At 71.6% G+C, this 15426-nt stretch carries 18 protein-coding genes; 10 read left to right on the plus strand and 8 right to left on the minus strand.

Features of this window, described 5'->3' with window-relative positions; translation table 11 throughout:
* Positions 1 to 21: 21 nt before the first annotated feature.
* The 4 genes from ACFW9O_RS21565 to cpt form a co-directional block, all read right to left on the minus strand.
* Positions 22 to 1083, minus strand: coding sequence for an aminotransferase class V-fold PLP-dependent enzyme (locus tag ACFW9O_RS21565; protein WP_384611407.1), 1062 nt, complete (start codon positions 1081 to 1083; stop codon positions 22 to 24).
* 69 nt (positions 1084 to 1152) lie between these two features.
* Positions 1153 to 1887 carry a DsbA family oxidoreductase gene (locus ACFW9O_RS21570; protein ID WP_384611408.1) on the minus strand — a complete coding sequence of 245 codons (735 nt, stop codon included), beginning with the start codon at positions 1885 to 1887 and terminating at the stop codon, positions 1153 to 1155.
* Positions 1888 to 1999: 112 nt separating this feature from the next.
* On the minus strand, positions 2000 to 2365 hold the full coding sequence (locus tag ACFW9O_RS21575) for a hypothetical protein (RefSeq protein WP_384611410.1): 366 nt from the start codon (positions 2363 to 2365) through the stop codon (positions 2000 to 2002).
* 98 nt (positions 2366 to 2463) lie between these two features.
* Positions 2464 to 2997 (minus strand): chloramphenicol phosphotransferase CPT, encoded by a 534-nt coding sequence (gene cpt, locus ACFW9O_RS21580; RefSeq protein WP_384611411.1) that lies wholly within the window; start codon positions 2995 to 2997, stop codon positions 2464 to 2466.
* A gap of 97 nt (positions 2998 to 3094) precedes the next feature.
* Between cpt and ACFW9O_RS21585 the strand changes: the two genes are divergently transcribed.
* Positions 3095 to 3496, plus strand: a complete 402-nt coding sequence (locus ACFW9O_RS21585; RefSeq protein ID WP_384611647.1) for an SgcJ/EcaC family oxidoreductase — start codon at positions 3095 to 3097, stop codon at positions 3494 to 3496.
* On the opposite strand, the gene ACFW9O_RS21590 is transcribed toward ACFW9O_RS21585, so the two are convergent.
* Positions 3489 to 3890 (minus strand): ATP-binding protein, encoded by a 402-nt coding sequence (locus tag ACFW9O_RS21590; protein WP_384611412.1) that lies wholly within the window; start codon positions 3888 to 3890, stop codon positions 3489 to 3491. The genes ACFW9O_RS21585 and ACFW9O_RS21590 overlap by 8 nt on opposite strands.
* 158 nt (positions 3891 to 4048) lie before the next feature.
* Here ACFW9O_RS21590 and ACFW9O_RS21595 point away from each other — a divergent pair, with 158 nt between their 5' ends.
* Complete coding sequence (locus tag ACFW9O_RS21595; RefSeq protein ID WP_384611414.1) at positions 4049 to 4906, plus strand: Scr1 family TA system antitoxin-like transcriptional regulator; 858 nt, start codon at positions 4049 to 4051, stop codon at positions 4904 to 4906.
* Positions 4903 to 5109 (plus strand): DUF397 domain-containing protein, encoded by a 207-nt coding sequence (locus tag ACFW9O_RS21600; RefSeq protein WP_384611416.1) that lies wholly within the window; start codon positions 4903 to 4905, stop codon positions 5107 to 5109. Before ACFW9O_RS21595 ends, ACFW9O_RS21600 begins: the two co-directional genes overlap by 4 nt.
* A 52-nt stretch (positions 5110 to 5161) precedes the next feature.
* On the opposite strand, the gene ACFW9O_RS21605 is transcribed toward ACFW9O_RS21600, so the two are convergent.
* Positions 5162 to 6148 carry a polysaccharide lyase family 1 protein gene (locus ACFW9O_RS21605; RefSeq protein ID WP_384611417.1) on the minus strand — a complete coding sequence of 329 codons (987 nt, stop codon included), beginning with the start codon at positions 6146 to 6148 and terminating at the stop codon, positions 5162 to 5164.
* A 171-nt stretch (positions 6149 to 6319) separates the two neighbouring features.
* Here ACFW9O_RS21605 and ACFW9O_RS21610 point away from each other — a divergent pair, with 171 nt between their 5' ends.
* Positions 6320 to 7105, plus strand: a complete 786-nt coding sequence (locus tag ACFW9O_RS21610; protein ID WP_384611419.1) for an MBL fold metallo-hydrolase — start codon at positions 6320 to 6322, stop codon at positions 7103 to 7105.
* Positions 7106 to 7175: 70 nt separating this feature from the next.
* Here ACFW9O_RS21610 and ACFW9O_RS21615 read toward each other — a convergent pair whose 3' ends face one another.
* Positions 7176 to 7781 carry a DUF1349 domain-containing protein gene (locus ACFW9O_RS21615; protein WP_351168619.1) on the minus strand — a complete coding sequence of 202 codons (606 nt, stop codon included), beginning with the start codon at positions 7779 to 7781 and terminating at the stop codon, positions 7176 to 7178.
* Positions 7778 to 9298 (minus strand): aldehyde dehydrogenase (NADP(+)), encoded by a 1521-nt coding sequence (locus ACFW9O_RS21620; protein WP_384611421.1) that lies wholly within the window; start codon positions 9296 to 9298, stop codon positions 7778 to 7780. Before ACFW9O_RS21620 ends, ACFW9O_RS21615 begins: the two co-directional genes overlap by 4 nt.
* 165 nt (positions 9299 to 9463) lie before the next feature.
* On the opposite strand from ACFW9O_RS21620, the gene ACFW9O_RS21625 reads away from it, so the two are divergent.
* The 6 genes from ACFW9O_RS21625 to ACFW9O_RS21650 all read left to right on the plus strand — a co-directional run bounded on the left by ACFW9O_RS21625 (position 9464) and on the right by ACFW9O_RS21650 (position 15311).
* Positions 9464 to 10234: an IclR family transcriptional regulator gene (locus tag ACFW9O_RS21625; protein WP_329212353.1), complete on the plus strand. Its 771-nt coding sequence runs from the start codon at positions 9464 to 9466 to the stop codon at positions 10232 to 10234.
* Between the two features lie 4 nt (positions 10235 to 10238).
* A complete protein-coding gene (locus ACFW9O_RS21630; RefSeq protein ID WP_351168615.1) occupies positions 10239 to 10712 on the plus strand; it encodes a GNAT family N-acetyltransferase in 474 nt (157 codons plus the stop codon).
* Positions 10713 to 10861: 149 nt separating this feature from the next.
* Positions 10862 to 11881, plus strand: a complete 1020-nt coding sequence (locus ACFW9O_RS21635) for a hypothetical protein (protein WP_384611424.1) — start codon at positions 10862 to 10864, stop codon at positions 11879 to 11881.
* Positions 11878 to 13119 (plus strand): sensor histidine kinase, encoded by a 1242-nt coding sequence (locus ACFW9O_RS21640; protein WP_384611425.1) that lies wholly within the window; start codon positions 11878 to 11880, stop codon positions 13117 to 13119. Before ACFW9O_RS21635 ends, ACFW9O_RS21640 begins: the two co-directional genes overlap by 4 nt.
* The gene (locus tag ACFW9O_RS21645) at positions 13116 to 13778 is read left to right on the plus strand and encodes a response regulator (RefSeq protein WP_384611427.1); all 663 of its coding nucleotides are present in this window, start codon (positions 13116 to 13118) and stop codon (positions 13776 to 13778) included. The genes ACFW9O_RS21640 and ACFW9O_RS21645 overlap by 4 nt, the downstream gene beginning before the upstream one ends.
* A gap of 81 nt (positions 13779 to 13859) precedes the next feature.
* Complete coding sequence (locus ACFW9O_RS21650; protein WP_384611428.1) at positions 13860 to 15311, plus strand: peptidoglycan D,D-transpeptidase FtsI family protein; 1452 nt, start codon at positions 13860 to 13862, stop codon at positions 15309 to 15311.
* Positions 15312 to 15426: the final 115 nt, after the last annotated feature.

Consider the following 15426-nt stretch of genomic DNA (forward strand, 5'->3'; position numbering starts at 1 on the left):
CGGCCGGAGAGGGCTGCCGGTTCAGCCCGAGAGCACGTCCAGCGCACGGTCCACGTCGGCCTCGGTGTTGTACAGGTGGAACGCCGCCCGCAGATTTCCCGCCCGGTCCGAGACCATGACCCCTGCCCGCGTCAGCTCGTCCAGGCGGCCGCCGAGCCCCGGCACGGCGACGATCGCCGACTCCCCCGGCACCGCCTCGTGCCCGATCCCGGCCAGCCCGTCGCGGAAGAGTGCGGCGAGCCCGGTGGCATGGGCGTACAGCGCGTCGACTCCGACCTCCGCGAGCAGCTCCAGGGAGCGCTCGGCGCCGTGGTACGCGAGGAAGGCGGCCGGCTCGTCGAAGCGCCGTGCCGTGACGGCCAGTTGCTCGACCGGCCCGTACGTGCTGTTCCAGCGGTCCTCGGCCGAGACCCAACCGGCGTACACCACGGGGATCGTCTCCTGCGCCTCCTCCGTCACGGTCAGGAACGACGCACCCCGGGGGCACAGCAGGAACTTGAAGCCTCCGGTGACCGTGTAGTCGTACGCCCCCGCGTCCAGCGGCAGCCAGCCCGCGGACTGGCTGGCGTCGAGCAGGGTCCGCGCGCCGTGCGCATGGGCCGCCGCCCGGACGGCGTCCAGGTCGGCGACCCTGCCGTCTGCGGACTGGACGGCGGAGAAGGCGACGAGCGACGTCTCCGGCCGTACGGACTCGGCGAGCTCCTCCAGCGGGACGTACCGCATCTTCAGATCACCGCGGACGGCGAACGGGCTGACGACCGAACTGAACTCGCCCTCCGGGGCGAGGACCTCGGAGCCCGGCGCCAGGGAGGCCGCGACGAGCCCCACATGGGCGGCGACGGAGCCGCCGGTGGCGACCCGGTCGGGACCGACTCCGGCGAGCCGGGCGAAGCCGGCCCGTGCGGCGTCCACCGACTCGAAGCTGCCCGCACCGGCCCGGCGGCCCGTGGCGTTGTCGTCGGCCAGCTCCTTGACCGCCTCGACGGTCCGGCGGGGCAGCAGACCGCAGCTGGACGTGTTGAGGTAGGTGGTCTCCGGTGCGAACTCGGCGGCTGTGACCTGGTGAATCGTAGACGTCTCCATGCGTCCAGCCTGTCCGCCCCTCAATCCCTCGTCAATCACGAAGAGTTGAGGGGCGGATCCAAGGAGTACTTATGCGTGCCGGTCGGAGGCGCCCTGGGGGACCTCGCAGGCCCCGTCCGCGTCGCAGGCTTCGGCCTCGCCGCCGAGGGTGGTGAGCGCGCTGACCGGACGGTCCTTCCACGCCCGCTCCAGGGCCTGGACGAAGACCTCGGAGGGCTGGCCGCCGGAGATTCCGTAGCGTCGGTCGAACACGAAGAACGGCACCGCGTTCGCGCCCAGCTCGGCCGCCTCGCGCTCATCGGCCCGTACCTCGTCGGCGTACGCCGTCGGGTCGGCCAGCACCGCCAGCGACTCCTCCCGGTCGAGCCCCGCCTCCTCGGCGAGGTCGGCCAGCACCGCGTCGTCGAAGACCGAGCGCTCCTCGGCGAAGTTCGCCCGGTAGGCGAGGCTCAGCAGCTCGTCCTGACGGCCGCGCGCCTTGGCCAGGTGCAGCAGCCGGTGGATGTCGAAGGTACTGCCGTGGTCACGCCCCTCGGAGCGGTAGCCGAGCCCTTCGGACTGCGCGTTCGCCGCGACATTGGCCTCCATGCCGCGGGCCTCCTCGGGGGTGCGCCCGTACTTCTGCGCCAGCATGTCGATCACCTTCTCGGTGTCGCCCTTCGCACGCCCGGGGTCGAGCTCGAAGGAGCGGTGCACCACCTCGACCTCGTCACGGTGGGCGAACCCGGCCAGGCCCTTCTCGAAGCGCGCCTTCCCGATGTAGCACCAGGGACAGGCGATGTCGCTCCAGATCTCGACGCGCATGACTCTTCTTCTCTCCAGCTCTGCCGTACGGGTGCGGAGCCACCCTCCGCCGCCCGTTCAACGTTCAACGGCGACGGCTGATTCCCGGGTGCCCACCACGGTGACCGGCCCGTCAGCCCTCCGACAGGCGCCGGCGCCACCACCCGCAGGCACCCTGCGGGGAGGCAAGCACGAGGTGCGCGCCGAGGGGCACGCTTCGGCGGTCGAACGCGGCATCCAGCCGGGCGACCACCCGCCCGAGGTCGGACCGGGCTCCGCGGGGAAGCCACAGCAGCACGTCCTCCAGGCAGTCACGCGCCATCAGTGGGTCACAGCACTCACAGTCCATCACCGGATCGGGCAGTACGCGGCCCGGCTGATCCAGGTACCGCCGGCACTCGGTCAGGGCGGCGGCCACGTCGCCCGGCCACAGCCGCTTCTCCTCCAGCCTCCGGATCGCGACGCGCGTCGCCGCGGAGACACCGCGGATCCGATGCACCGGAACATACCTACGGGGCCGCCACCGCTCGGCGCGTACGGCCCCGGGACGCCTACGCGGCATCGGCCTTTCGGATCAGCATGCCGTCACCCTACGGGTCACGTGACGTGGCCGGCGACAACCCGCGCACAGTCCAGGGACTCCGTGTGCGTGGTGTCCACCTCGAGGTCGTACACCACGCCCCGGTGGACCGCCTCCGCCTGCAGCGCGGCCATCCCCCGGGCCCGGTCCCCGCGGGCGACCTCGCGGGCCGCGGCGACCTCTCCGTCGCACCTGACGCCGACCCACAGCACGTCCAGTCCGCCCAGGGCCTTCCGCCACCGCTCCTGGGACGCCGCTCCGCCGAGGAAGACGTCGTCGACGACGACCCGGGCCCCCGCACGGGCCATCGCGGCCACCCCCTCCATCCACGCCGCTTCCAACTCCCTGAACTGCGAGCCGACAGTCACCCCGCCGTCCTCGGCAAAGCCGATTCCCGCGTCCGACGTCTGCATGGACGCGGGCATCGCCTCGATCAGCGAGTCGACCGCGGCGGCGAGCCACGGATCCCGCAGCACCGCCTGCAGACACCGGACGATCCCGGACTTGCCCGAGCTGGACCCACCGTTCAGCACAATCACCTGAGTTGCCATCCGGGCACCGTAGAGGCAATCACCACGGCGCTCGACTCGATATCGCCCTCTTGACCTCAATCACACGTGAGGTCCGACGATGTTCCCCATGAACCCCATGAACACGGAAACCACGTCGCACGCGGCAGACCTCGAAGCGATCAGCCTGCTGGTCGCCACCGTCGAGCACTCCCAGGAGAACAAGGACCCCGAGGAGTTCCTCGGCCTCTTCCACCCGGACGCGATCTGGACGACCGGCCACGGCAAGGTACTCATCGGCCTCGATGCCATCGCGGAGTTCACCCGCAAGGTACTCCCCGCCTCGGACTGGGACGGCAGGGTCACGTACGAGGTCGCCCACGTCCTCTTCATCCGCCCCGACGTCGCGGCGGTCAAGGTCCGTCAGCGCTACCTGGCCCCGGGCGAGGAGAGCGAGGGCGCCCCGCTGTACGTCGTCTCCAAGCAGGACGACGGCCGTTGGCTGCTGACCGCCTGCCAGAACACCGTGGTCGTCAGCTGATTCCGATCTCCGCCCAGACCGTCTTCCCGGACGGCGGGAACGGCCTCACGCCCCAGTCCACGGCGAGCGCGTCGACGATGACCAGCCCGCACCCCCCGCCGGACCGGGCGAGGGCCCGTTCACCACGCGGGTCGGTGACCTCGATGCGCAACCGCGCACCCGGCAGGAGGACGAGCCCGAGCCGGAAGCCCCGCCCCTCCAGCCGCCCGTGCCGCACGGCGTTGGCCGCCAGTTCGGCGACGACGAGCGCGGCGGCGTCGATGGGTTCACCGCCCCGCGGCCACCCCCATGCGACGAGCTGCTCCACGGCGAGCAGCCGGGCGAGGCGCGCACCCCGTCGGGTGGCGCTCAGCAGCTGCGTGAACTGCGGTGCGGGTGTTACCGGTCGGCGCATGCCTGTGTGTACGGATTCGCTCTTCACGCCACTCAGCGTGGCCGGGTGACCGTACGCTGACCAGGAGTGACTACGGTACGCAGCGTGCGTGTACCGGTGCGGATGGTGATCGGTACCGGTCGTCCGCCGCGCGGCACGCGGGACGAACGGGGCCGGCGATGGGGCTGACGGGCGCGATCGGGGAGAACGACGACTCGGAGGGCGCGACGGACCTGTTCCGGGTGATCGGCCGCCAGGTCCGGCTGCTCCGTGAACGGGCGGGGCTCACCCAGCGGGAACTCGGTGAGCAGCTCGGCTACAGCGAGGACTTGGTCCGCTCGCTGGAGTGTGGACGCAGGACGCCACAGCCGGAGTTCCTGGACTCGGCGGACGATGCGCTGAATGCGGGCGGGCTGCTGCGGGCCGCGACGGAGGACGTCGCCCGGGCGAGGGCCCGGGCGCGGGTGAAGCATCCGGCGTGGTTCCGGGACTATGCGCGGCTGGAAGCGGATGCGGTGGAGGTCCACGAGTACGGCAGCCATGTCGTGCCCGGCCTTCTGCAGACCGAGGAGCACGCGCGTGCCCTGTTCGCCATGCGCAAGCCGCTGCTGGACGATGCGACCATCGAACTACGGGTCGCGTCGCGCATGGTTCGTCAGGAGCTCCTGACTCGATGGCCTGCGCCGATCCTGACGTGCATCATCGAGGAGGCCGTGCTGCGTCGGCCGATCGGCGGTTCCGCAGTACACAGGGCGCAGCTGGAGAAGCTGCTCGATCTGGGCCGGCTGCGAAGCCTGGAGCTTCAGGTCATGCCGACCGGCCGGGAGCAGCATGCCGGTATGGGTGGGCCGTTCATTCTTCTGACGCCCAAGGGGCGAGCCCAGGTCGCATACCTGGAGGTTCAGAACATCAGCCGTCTGGTCACCGATCCGGACGAAGTCCGTATCCTTGCCGCACGCTACGGCAGCATCAGGGCACAGGCACTCAACCCGCCCGAATCCCTCGCTGTCATCAAGGAGTTGCTGGGAGCGGCATGAGTGACAACGGCGCTGTGGACATGACGTCATCCCTCACGTGGGCCAGGAGCACCTACAGCTCCAACGAAGGTGGGGCGTGCGTCGAGGTCGCCTCCGGCGGGCCCGTCGTCCTCGTACGTGATTCGAAGGACGTCACCCGCCCCCACCTGACCGTCTCCCCCGCCCACTGGGCCCGCTTCGTGCGGTTCGCGGCCGATCGCTGAGGGGTGCGCCGCCCGCGTCCGGGCCGCGCACCCCTCACTCATCCGTCGCGGGTCAGATCTTGCCTGCGCCCGCCCCGCCGGTCACCGAGGCCACGACGGAGGAGGCGGGCTCGGCCGTGTACGAGTACGGCGGTGTGGTGAACGAGCCCGTCTGCGAGATCTCGGTGGCCGCGCCGCCGAGGTCGTTGCCCCGCTGGACGACATAGCCGTCCTCGTCGCTGCTGCGGCTGGTCGTGATGGCGATCTTCGTGTTGCGGAAGACGTTGTTCTCGACCAGCATCTGCGCGCCCATGCGGGAGTGCACGGCGGTGTCCGCGCCCTCGACGTAGTTGTCGTAGAAGTGGCCGGTCCCGAAGCGGAGGCTCGGGATGCGGGAGAAGATGTTCTGGAAGTGGTTGTGGTGGTACGTCACGCGCAGATGGCCCTTGTCCTCGCTCTCGTTGTTGTCGCTGTGGCCTACGAGGCTGCCCTTGAAGTGGTTCTTGAAGGTGTTCCAGGACACGGTGACGTTGTCCGAGGCGTGCGTGATGTCCAGCAGGCCGTCGTAGTAGTCCTTGTCGTGGTCGCGGTCCGCGAAGAAGGAGTTGTGGTCGATCCAGACCTTGGTGGAGTTCTGGACGGTGATGCCGTCGGAGGGGGCGAGCGGCTTGCTGATGTTCAGGTTGCGGATGACGATGTTCGACTCGCTCTTGAGGCGCAGGCCGCCGCCGGTGAATCCGGAGGACGAACCGACGCCGAGCACCGTGGTGTTGGAGCCGATGTCGACCTGGCCGCTGAGCGAGATGAGCCCGCTCACCTTGACCGTCTTGGCGCTGTCGCCGGTGACGGCCGACTTGAACGCGGCGAGGCTGCTGACGGTCACCGCGGCGGCGCTGCCACCGCCGGTGGTACCCGCGCCGAAGCCCACGGGGCTGGACTCGGCGGCGCCTGCGGAGTTGGGGAGCACCGCTACGGTGAGCGCCGCGACGGTGGAGGCGGCGGCCAGTGCCGTGATACGGCTTCGGCGGCTGCGGAGAGGGGTGCGGAGAGGGGTGCGCATGGGGGCCCTTTCTCGGTACGACTGAGTGCGGGGTGCACTCATGGGTCGCCGCAGGTGGCGCTCAGGTTGCCGAGTCGGGACGATAATTCACGTACGTGTACCAGGACTTGGATATGTGACACCGGTCGGTGTCGCCGCCGTCTGCGGCAGCATCCGTAGGAGGAGGACACATTGGAACGGCACGGAAACGTTCTCGCGTTACTGGACGCCTCAGGCACGTTCTACAGGCCGGAACGGCTCGCCTTTCCCGGGGCGGGCGAGACCGACTGGGAACGCGCGACGTCCCTCGATCCGGGCGCACGGGGGCCGGACGGCATGTGGCGGCTGAACTTCTGGTGCTTCGCGATCGAGCGGCCCGGCGGGCGCTGGGTCCTCGTCGACGCGGGCGTCGGACCGGCCGAGGGGCCGGGCGCTCCGTGGTGTCCGGTACCCGGCCGGCTGCCGGAGGCGCTCGCCGAGGCAGGGATCGCACCGGCGGACGTGGAGTCCGTCGTGCTGACCCATCTGCACGAGGATCATGTGGGCTGGTCGACGACGGCGGCCGGGGACCCCTTGTTCCCCCGGGCCCGGTACGTCGTGCAGCACGCGGAGACGACTGCCCTCGACCGGTCGGACCCCGTGTGGAAGTGGGTCGTCGAGCCGCTCCGCGCCACGGGACAGCTCGACGAGGTCCGTGGGGAGCACCGGCTCGGGACAGGAGTGACCCTGTTTCCCACGCCGGGGCACACTCCGGGCCACCAGTCCGTCCTTGTCGAGCAGCCTGGCGGCCGGGACGTCGTCGTCACCGGCGACGCACTGGTGCACGCCGTCCAGTTGGGCAACCCGGCCGTCGCCTACGCCCATGAGCTCGACTCGGACACCGCTCGCGCCTCCCGCGAGGCGCTGCTGGAGCGAGCCGTGGCGCACCGCGCGCTGCTGGCCCCCGCCCACCTGACTCCGGCGTTCATCGCACCGTAGGGGCTCGACCCCACCAGGGGAACGCCCCACCCCCCGGCCGGAACCGGGGGGTGGGGCGTTCCGCCGGCTGTCAGCTGCCGTCGCGCAGGTCGCCGAGGCCGCCGGGCCGGTACGCGATCCGGTCGAAGGCCACCTCGCAGCCCTCGCCCGTGGGCGCCTGGGCGAGGAAGCCGGCCAGTACCGGGGCATGCTCCGCCCCGAGGGCGAAGACGCGGACGAAGGTCCACTTCTCGCCGTCCTCGGAGGCGTGGAAGGCGAACGCCCTGCCGGTGCGGCTGAGCCGCAGCCAGACGGTGTCACCGTCCACGACGAAGGAGTTGGCGTCGTCGGAGTGGCCGCGGGTGACCACCGTGCAGATGGTGGGGCGTTCCGGGGAGAGCTCGAAGCAGAGCTTCGCCCACTCCCGTTCGCCGGCGTGCAGATAGAGCACACCCGCGTCGAACGCCCCCGTGAAGCCCACCTTCACCCGGGCGGTCAGCCGGAAGTCGCCCTCCGGCACGGCACCCAGCAGGCGCGGGGCGTCGGAGGCGGGTTCCAGGGCGTCGCCGTCCGGCGGGACGAAGCGGTCCTGGCGGGCGCCCGCCCGGCCGGTCAGCACGCCGTCCTCGTACGCCCAGGACCCCTCCGGGCCGAACGGCTCCAGCGGAAAGGGCACTTCGGGAAGATGCACGGTCATGCGCGGCGCCCGTCGACCCGGCGGGGCAGGCCCTGCGGGTTGTCCTCGCGCAGCTCCGGCGGGAGCAGCGCCTCGGGCGTCGACTGGTAGCTGACCGGGCGCAGCCAGCGCTCGATCGCTGTCGCGCCGACCGAGGTCGACGTGGAGGTGGTGGCCGGGTACGGGCCGCCGTGGTGCTGGGCGGGGGCGACGGCGACGCCGGTCGGCCAGCCGTTGACCAGGACGCGTCCGGCCAGCGGGGTGAGCGCCGCGAGCAGACCGGCGGCGCTGCCGTCGGCCTCCTCGGTGGCGATGTGGAGGGTGGCCGTGAGGTTGCCGGGGAGCCGGGAGAGGACGGCGGTGATCTCGTCCTCGGAGTCGTAGCGTGCGACGACGGTGACCGGGCCGAAGCATTCCTCCAGCAGTGCGTCGTGCGGCCCTTCGGCTGCCAGCCGCTGGGCGGGGACGGTCAGGAAGCCCGCGGAGACGGTGTGCTCGCTGCCCGCGCCGGGGGTGACGGGGGCCTCCACGTCGGCGAGTGCGGCCCTCTCCGCCACTCCCGCGACGAAGGCGTCCCGCATCCGGTGGTCGAGCATGACGCCCGCACCGGTGTCGCTGACCGTCTCGGTGAGGGACTTCAGCAGTCGGTCACCGGCCTCGCCGGACGGGGCGAGGACGAAGCCGGGCTTGGTGCAGAACTGTCCCGCGCCCATGGTCATGGAGCCGCCGAGCCCTGCGCCGATCTGCTCACCGCGCTCCTCGGCGGCCGCGGCGGTGATGACCACGGGGTTGAGGGAGCCGAGCTCGCCGTGGAAGGGGATCGGGGTGGGCCGGGCGGCCGCGGCGTCGAAGAGTGCCCGGCCGCCGCGGATCGAGCCGGTGAACCCGGCCGCGGTGACGAGGGGGTGCTTGACCAGCTCGACGCCCGCGTCGAAGCCGTGCACCACGGTCACCACGTCTTCAGGCAGGCCGTTCTGCGCGGCGGCCCTGCGCAGGAGCGAGGCGCAGAGTTCGGAGGTGGCGGGGTGGTCGGGGTGCGCCTTGACGACGACCGGGCAGCCCGCGGCGAGCGCGCTCGCGGTGTCGCCGCCGGGGACGGAGAAGGCGAGCGGGAAGTTGCTGGCCGCGTAGACGGCGACGACGCCGAGCGGGATCTTGTAGCGGCGCAGGTCCGGCCAGGGCGGGGTCCTGCTGCCGTCCTCGTGGTCGATGTGGATGTCGAGGAAGGAACCCTCCTCGACGACCTCCGCGAAGGCCCGCAACTGGGCTGCGGTGCGGGCGAGTTCTCCGGTGAGCCGGGCCGGGCCGAGCGCGGTCTCCGCGTCGGCGGCCTCGATGACGTGCTCCCCCGCACCGGCGAGCAGATCGGCCGCGGTACGCAGGAACGCGGCGCGCACCGTGCGGTCGGCCAGCGTGTCCCGCACGGCATGCGCGGCCCGGACCGCGCGGTCGACCTCCTCCGCTGTAGCCTCCACCGCAACCTGCTCACGCGGGTTCCCGGTTCGGGGGTCGACACTCCAGACTGGTGCTGCTGCCACCGTGTTTCCTTCCGGTCCACTGCCACACATCAGGAGTTGTTCGGTATTCTGAACAGAGTTCCTGATCGTGAATATGCAGGGGACTCTATTTCCGGGCGTTCCGTGTTGGCAAGAAGTCGCAGCGTTGCGCAGGTTGTACAAGAAGGCTGGAAGGGGCATAGGGCGATGTCGGTTGCCGAGTCCGGTGGGACACAGGTCAAGTCTGCGGTACGGACGGTGGAGCTCCTCGAATACTTCGCGGGGCGCCCCGGTATGCACTCACTGGCCGCCGTGCAGGAGGCTGTCGGTTACCCCAAGTCCAGCCTCTACATGCTGCTGCGCACGCTGGTGGAGCTGGGCTGGGTCGAGACCGACGCGACGGGCACGCGGTACGGGATCGGGGTGCGCGCCCTGCTCGTCGGCACCTCGTACATCGACGGGGACGAGGTGGTCGCCGCCGCCCGTCCCACCCTGGACCGGCTCTCCGACGACACCACGGAGACCATCCACCTGGCCCGTCTCGACGGGACGAACGTGGTGTACCTCGCCACCCGGCAGTCCCAGCACTACCTGCGCCCGTTCACCCGCGTCGGCCGCCGGCTGCCCGCCCACTCCACCTCGCTCGGCAAGGCGCTGCTGGCCACCCACAGCGACGAGCAGGTCCGCAAGATGCTGCCCGAGACGCTGCCCGCGCTGACGGAGCACACCCTCACCGACCGCGAGAAGCTGATCGAGGAACTGCGCCTCATCCGCGAGCAGGGGTACGCGGTGGACCGCGAGGAGAACACGCTGGGTCTGCGCTGTTTCGGGGTCGCGATCCCGTACCGCACCCCCGCGCGCGACGCGATCAGCTGCTCGGTGCCGGTCGCCCGGCTCACGCCCGCGCACGAACAGATGGTCAAGGACGCCCTGTTCGACGCCCGCGACCGGCTGACCCTGGCGACCCGGAGGCTCTGACACCGTGCGTCTCGAGCTGCGCGAGGTGCGGGACGGCGACCTGCCCCTGTTCTTCGCGTTCATGAGCGACCCCGAAGCGACCCGGATGGCGGCCTTCACCAGCGCCGACCCTTCCGACCGTGCCATGTTCGACGCCCACTGGCAGCGCATCCGCGCCTCGGACACCGTGATCATGCGCACGGTGCTCGCGGACGACGTGGTGGTCGGCAGCGTGGGGGTGTACGGGCCGCCGGCCGAGCGTGAGGTGACCTACTGGCTGGACAGGGCGCAGTGGGGCCGGGGGCTGGCGACCGCCGCGCTGCGGGCCCTGCTCGACGCCGTGCCCGAGCGGCCGCTGCACGCGCGGGCGGCGGCCGACAACACCGGTTCGGTGCGGGTGCTGCAGAAGTGCGGGTTCACCGTGACCGGCGCGGACCGGGGCTTCGCGCAGGCCCGGGGCGAGGAGACCGACGAGGTGCTCCTGCGGCTGGACGCCTGACCGTGCGGGTACCCGGCACGCCGGGTACCCGACGCGAAGGGCGGCGGAGGCCACGCCCGTCAGGGCGAGGGGCCTCTCCCCCGCGCGGCGGAGGCGGATCGTCGCAGCGCAGGACGTGCGGACGTGCGCCGCACGGAAGCGTGGGCGTCATGACCCGGACACCGCTCGCATCCCGCACCCATGACGCCCCGCCGCCCTTCCGTACCGGCCGGGGCCGCGCCCTGCTCCGCATCCTCGCGATCGCCTCCTGCCTGCCCTATCTGTCGCTCAAGGCCGCCTGGATCGCGGGCAGTCACATCGGCATCCCGGACGGCAGCGTCCTGCTCGACCACCCCACCCTGATGGCCGTGGCCAACAGCGGGACGGTGCTGATGGACGGGACCGTGATCGTCCTCGCCCTGCTGCTCACCCAGGCCTGGGGGCGGCGCGTCCGGGCCTGGCTGCTCGCCCTCCCGATGTGGGTCGCGACCGGGCTGCTCCTGCCGATCATGGCCGGCTTCCCGTTGCAGCTGCTGGTAGGCGCCCTCACCGGCCGGAGTCCGGGCGCCGACGACTCTCGTGCCTTTCTGGACGACTGGGTGTTCACGGTCGTCTACCCCGGTTTCATCGTCCAGGGCCTGACACTCGGCACCCTCTTCGTCCTGTACGCGAGGGACCGCTGGGGTCACCTCTGGCGGAGCGCCCTGCGCGATCTTCCCCCGAGCCCCACGGCGCCCGCCCTGCGCGCCGCCGCCGTCGCCGCCTCGGTGCTCGCCGTCGTACCCGCCACGATGCACCTGGCCTGGGCCGCGGGTTCGACCGCCGGGCTCAACGGGACCCGGATCGCCGAACGCACCGACGACTTCTACGCGCTCCAGGCACTCGACGCCCTCTTCGTCGCCGCCGCCGTCGCGGGGGTGCTGCTGCTCGCCTTCCGCCGCACGGGCGGGCTCGCGCTCGAGGTACCGCTCGCGCTGGCCTGGGCCGGCTCCGGAACCGTGGCCTGCTCGGGCGGCTGGCTGAGCATCGCCTCACTGGGCAGCGTCGAGGAGATCGCCGACCACCCCACCGCGGCGATGGGCCTGATCTACGCTGTGCAGATGCTGGTCGGGATGCTCATCGTCACCTCGGGCGCGTACTTCTTCGCCGAGCGCTCGGCCGCGGCGAAGTCGGCCGGCACCCGGGCGTGAGACTCCTCCTCGGGCGGCGGGCCCGGCTGCGCTGGCTTCATCTCATCGTCGGTGGCGCGCTGTTGATGCCGTACTTCCTCGTCGGCACGGTCATCGTCGGCTCGTACAGCTCCGACGCCGACGTCTTCTCCTCGCCCGTCAACCAGTTCACCGCGTTCGCGTTCGCGCTGCCGATGGCCGCGGTCACCGGCCTCTTCCCGCTCGCCCGCCCACTGTCGGTGTCGGCGGCCCGCACCCTGTGCGACATCCCGGCACAGGTGCTGGCGGACGGACTCGCCAGGACCTGGCAGGCACGGATCAGGACCGCGGGCTGGTTCACCCTGCATGTGGCGCTCGGCGGAGTCATCAGCGGGCTGACGCTCGCGCTGACCCCGTTCGCGGTGGCCGTGATGATGCTGCCGTTCTTCACGGGTGTCCGGGAGTCGCCGGCGATGGGACTGCCCGCGGCCCTGGACCGGCCCTGGCTCCTGGCCGTGGCGCCGCTCGCCGGCCTCGCGATGCTCGTGGCGATGGCCGGCTGCGCGGCCGCGGCAGCGGCGGTACTGGCCGGCCGGGCGCCGGTGCTGCTGGGTCCGACACCCGACGACCGGCTGGCCGCCGCGGAGCGCAGGGCGGCGGATCTGGCGGTACGCAACCGGCTCGCCCGGGAGCTTCACGACTCGGTCGGCCATGCGCTGAGCGCGGTCACGCTCCAGGCCGGTGCGGCCCGCAGGGTGCTGGACAGCGATCCCGATTTCGTGCGGGAGGCACTGACGGCGATCGAGGAGACGACGCGCCGCACGGTCGGCGAACTCGACGCCGTACTGGGCCTGTTGCGGCGCGGGGAGGACGAGGCGCAGGGCCCCGCACTCGACGCCCTGGACGGGCTGCTGGCCCACTGCGGGGTCCCCGTGGCCTACACGGCGAAGGGCACCCCGGAGCTGGTTCCGCGGGCCGTGTCCAGGGAGGCGTACCGGATCGTGCAGGAGGGCCTGAGCAACGCGCTGCGGCACGGCGGCAGCGGTACGCGGGTGGAGCTCCGGATCGCGGTGGACGAGCGCGAACTGGAGATCACGATGGACAATCCGCTGCCCGGCCGGGCAGCGGCGGTGCGCCCCGGCGGCGGGCGCGGGCTGCGCGGCATCGCCGAACGGGCGGTGCTGCTGGGCGGCACCACCCGATCGGGGCCGGACGCCGATGGCGTGTGGAGGCTCAACGCCCGCCTCCCCCTGCAGGGCCGAGGACAGGAGGAACGATGAGCGGCGGCACGGTCCGCATCGTCCTCGCCGACGACGAGCGCATGGTCCGTACGGCACTGCGCGTGATCCTCGACGCGGAAGCCGGCCTGGAGGTCGTCGGCGAGGCTGCCACGGGGGCCGAGGCGGTGTCCGTGGTGCGTGAGCTGCGGCCCGATGTGGTGCTCATGGACGTGCGGATGCCACAGATCGACGGGATCCGCGCGACCGAGCAGATCCTCGGGACGATGGAGGACCCGCCGCGGATCGTCGTCGTCACGACCTTCGAGAACGACTCCTACGTGTACGACGCCCTGCACGCCGGAGCCGCGGGCTTCCTGCTGAAGCGGGCGGCGGCCGAGGACCTGGTGCAGGCGGTGCGGCTGGTGGCCCGCAGCGACTCGCTGCTGTTCCCGGCCGCGGTGCGCGGTCTGGCCGCCGAGTACGGGCGGCGGCAGGCGGTCACGGCGCCGCCCTGGGTGGCGCGGCTGACCGAGCGGGAGGCAGAGGTGCTGCGGCTGATGGCGGTGGGCCTGACCAACACGGAGATCGCCGGGCGGCTGACGGTCGGTGTGGCGACGGCGAAGACGCACGTGGCCGCGGTGCTCGCGAAGACCGGGGCCCGGGACCGTACGCAGGCGGTGATCGCGGCGTACGAGTCGGGGTTCATCAGGCCCGGCTGACCCGCCCCGGCGGCTGAGAATACGGTGAGAAGGGACACGAACGGGAACGTCCCGGGCGCCCCCGCTCGTCCCTCCAGCGGGATGAACAAGACAATCAGGCGCGCTTCGGTCTTCTGTCTGCTCATGGTCCTCGCCCTCCTGGTGCGGGCGACCTGGGTGCAGGCGTACGAGGCCCGGGCGCTCGCAGACGACGAACACAACCGGCGGAACACGATCGCGCAGTACGCGCAGCCGCTCGGTGACATCATCGTGGCCGGCTCCCCGGTCACCGGTTCGAAGGAGACCAGCGGTGGCGATCTCCGCCACAAGCGGACCTACACCCAGGGCGAGCTGTACGCGGCGATCACGGGCTACAGCTCACAGGCCTACGGCGCCACGCAGCTCGAAGGCATCTACAGCGATGTGCTCGACGGCACCGACGACCGGCTGAAGGATCCCGCGGCGGTGCTCACGGGCGAGCAGACGGACCCGGGCCAGGTGCTGACGACCATCGATCCGGATGTGCAGAAGGCTGCCTTCGAGGCGCTCGGTGACGACCGGGGCGCGGCCGTCGCCATGGATCCGGAGACCGGGCGGATCCTCGGAATGGTCTCGTCCCCCTCGTACGATCCGTCCGGCATCAGCGGGACCGACGACGGGGACAGCTGGCAGAAGCTGCTCGACGACAAGGACAAACCCCTGGTCAACCGGGCGCTGCGGCAGCCTCTCCCGCCGGGTTCGACCTTCAAGCTGGTCGTGGCGTCGGCGGCGCTGGAGGACGGCCTGTACGACTCGGTCGACGAGGCCACGGACAGTCCCGACCCGTACACGCTGCCGGGCACGACGACGGTCCTGACGAACGAGAACGCCTCCGCCCCCTGCGAGAACGCCACACTGCGCACCGCGCTCCAGTACTCCTGCAACAACGTCTTCGCGAAGGTGGCCGCCGACCTCGGCCAGGACAGGCTGAAGGCGATGGCGGACGCGTTCGGCTTCGACACCGAGAAGCTGGACGTGCCGGTGCGGGCGGCGGAGAGCGTGTACCCGACCGGCATGGACAAGGCACAGACCGCGCTGACCGGTATCGGCCAGTTCGAGGTGACGGCGACACCGATGCAGATGGCCATGGTCTCGGCGGCCCTCTCGAACGGCGGCGAGCTGGCCGCGCCGCACATGGTCTCCGAGGTGACGGACGCCGACGGTTCCGCGCTGGAGCGGTTCGAGGACGGCGACACCGAGCGGGTGGTCTCCCAATCGACGGCCGAGCAGCTGCGCAGCGCGATGGTCACCGTCGTGGAGGAGGGCACGGGCACCAACGCCCGGATCGACGGCGCGGAGGTGGGCGGCAAGACGGGTACGGCGCAGAACGGTGTGGACAACAGCAACACCCCGTACGCCTGGTTCACCTCGTACGCGAAGGACGGGTCCACCGGCAAGTCGGTCGCGGTCGCGGTCGTCGTCGAGGACTCGGGGGCGGCCCGCTCGGAGATCAGTGGCAACGGGCTGGCGGCGCCGATCGCACAGAAGATGATGAAGGCGGCGCTGGACGGCTGACAGGGGGTGGGGGGCCGCGGGGGGCGGGGGCCCCCCCCCGGCGGGTTGATGAAAGCGCGGAGGGGGGGGGTGGGGGGGGTGGGGGTGTTAAACCCCGAAAACGCCCGGGTTGGCC

Origin of the sequence: Streptomyces sp. NPDC059499 (genome assembly GCF_042749285.1) — a bacterium.
GTDB lineage: Bacteria > Actinomycetota > Actinomycetes > Streptomycetales > Streptomycetaceae > Streptomyces.

Bases quoted from the DNA above. Each gene is read 5' to 3' on its own strand.
- ACFW9O_RS21565 (WP_384611407.1), bottom strand. From the start codon at position 1,083: ATGGAGACGTCTACGATTCACCAGGTCACAGCCGCCGAGTTCGCACCG.
- ACFW9O_RS21570 (WP_384611408.1), bottom strand. From the start codon at position 1,887: ATGCGCGTCGAGATCTGGAGCGACATCGCCTGTCCCTGGTGCTACATC.
- cpt (WP_384611411.1), bottom strand. From the start codon at position 2,997: ATGGCAACTCAGGTGATTGTGCTGAACGGTGGGTCCAGCTCGGGCAAG.
- ACFW9O_RS21585 (WP_384611647.1), top strand. From the start codon at position 3,095: ATGAACACGGAAACCACGTCGCACGCGGCAGACCTCGAAGCGATCAGC.
- ACFW9O_RS21590 (WP_384611412.1), bottom strand. From the start codon at position 3,890: ATGCGCCGACCGGTAACACCCGCACCGCAGTTCACGCAGCTGCTGAGC.
- ACFW9O_RS21595 (WP_384611414.1), top strand. From the start codon at position 4,049: ATGGGGCTGACGGGCGCGATCGGGGAGAACGACGACTCGGAGGGCGCG.
- ACFW9O_RS21600 (WP_384611416.1), top strand. From the start codon at position 4,903: ATGAGTGACAACGGCGCTGTGGACATGACGTCATCCCTCACGTGGGCC.
- ACFW9O_RS21605 (WP_384611417.1), bottom strand. From the start codon at position 6,148: ATGCGCACCCCTCTCCGCACCCCTCTCCGCAGCCGCCGAAGCCGTATC.
- ACFW9O_RS21615 (WP_351168619.1), bottom strand. From the start codon at position 7,781: ATGACCGTGCATCTTCCCGAAGTGCCCTTTCCGCTGGAGCCGTTCGGC.
- ACFW9O_RS21625 (WP_329212353.1), top strand. From the start codon at position 9,464: ATGTCGGTTGCCGAGTCCGGTGGGACACAGGTCAAGTCTGCGGTACGG.
- ACFW9O_RS21635 (WP_384611424.1), top strand. From the start codon at position 10,862: ATGACCCGGACACCGCTCGCATCCCGCACCCATGACGCCCCGCCGCCC.
- ACFW9O_RS21645 (WP_384611427.1), top strand. From the start codon at position 13,116: ATGAGCGGCGGCACGGTCCGCATCGTCCTCGCCGACGACGAGCGCATG.
- ACFW9O_RS21650 (WP_384611428.1), top strand. From the start codon at position 13,860: ATGAACAAGACAATCAGGCGCGCTTCGGTCTTCTGTCTGCTCATGGTC.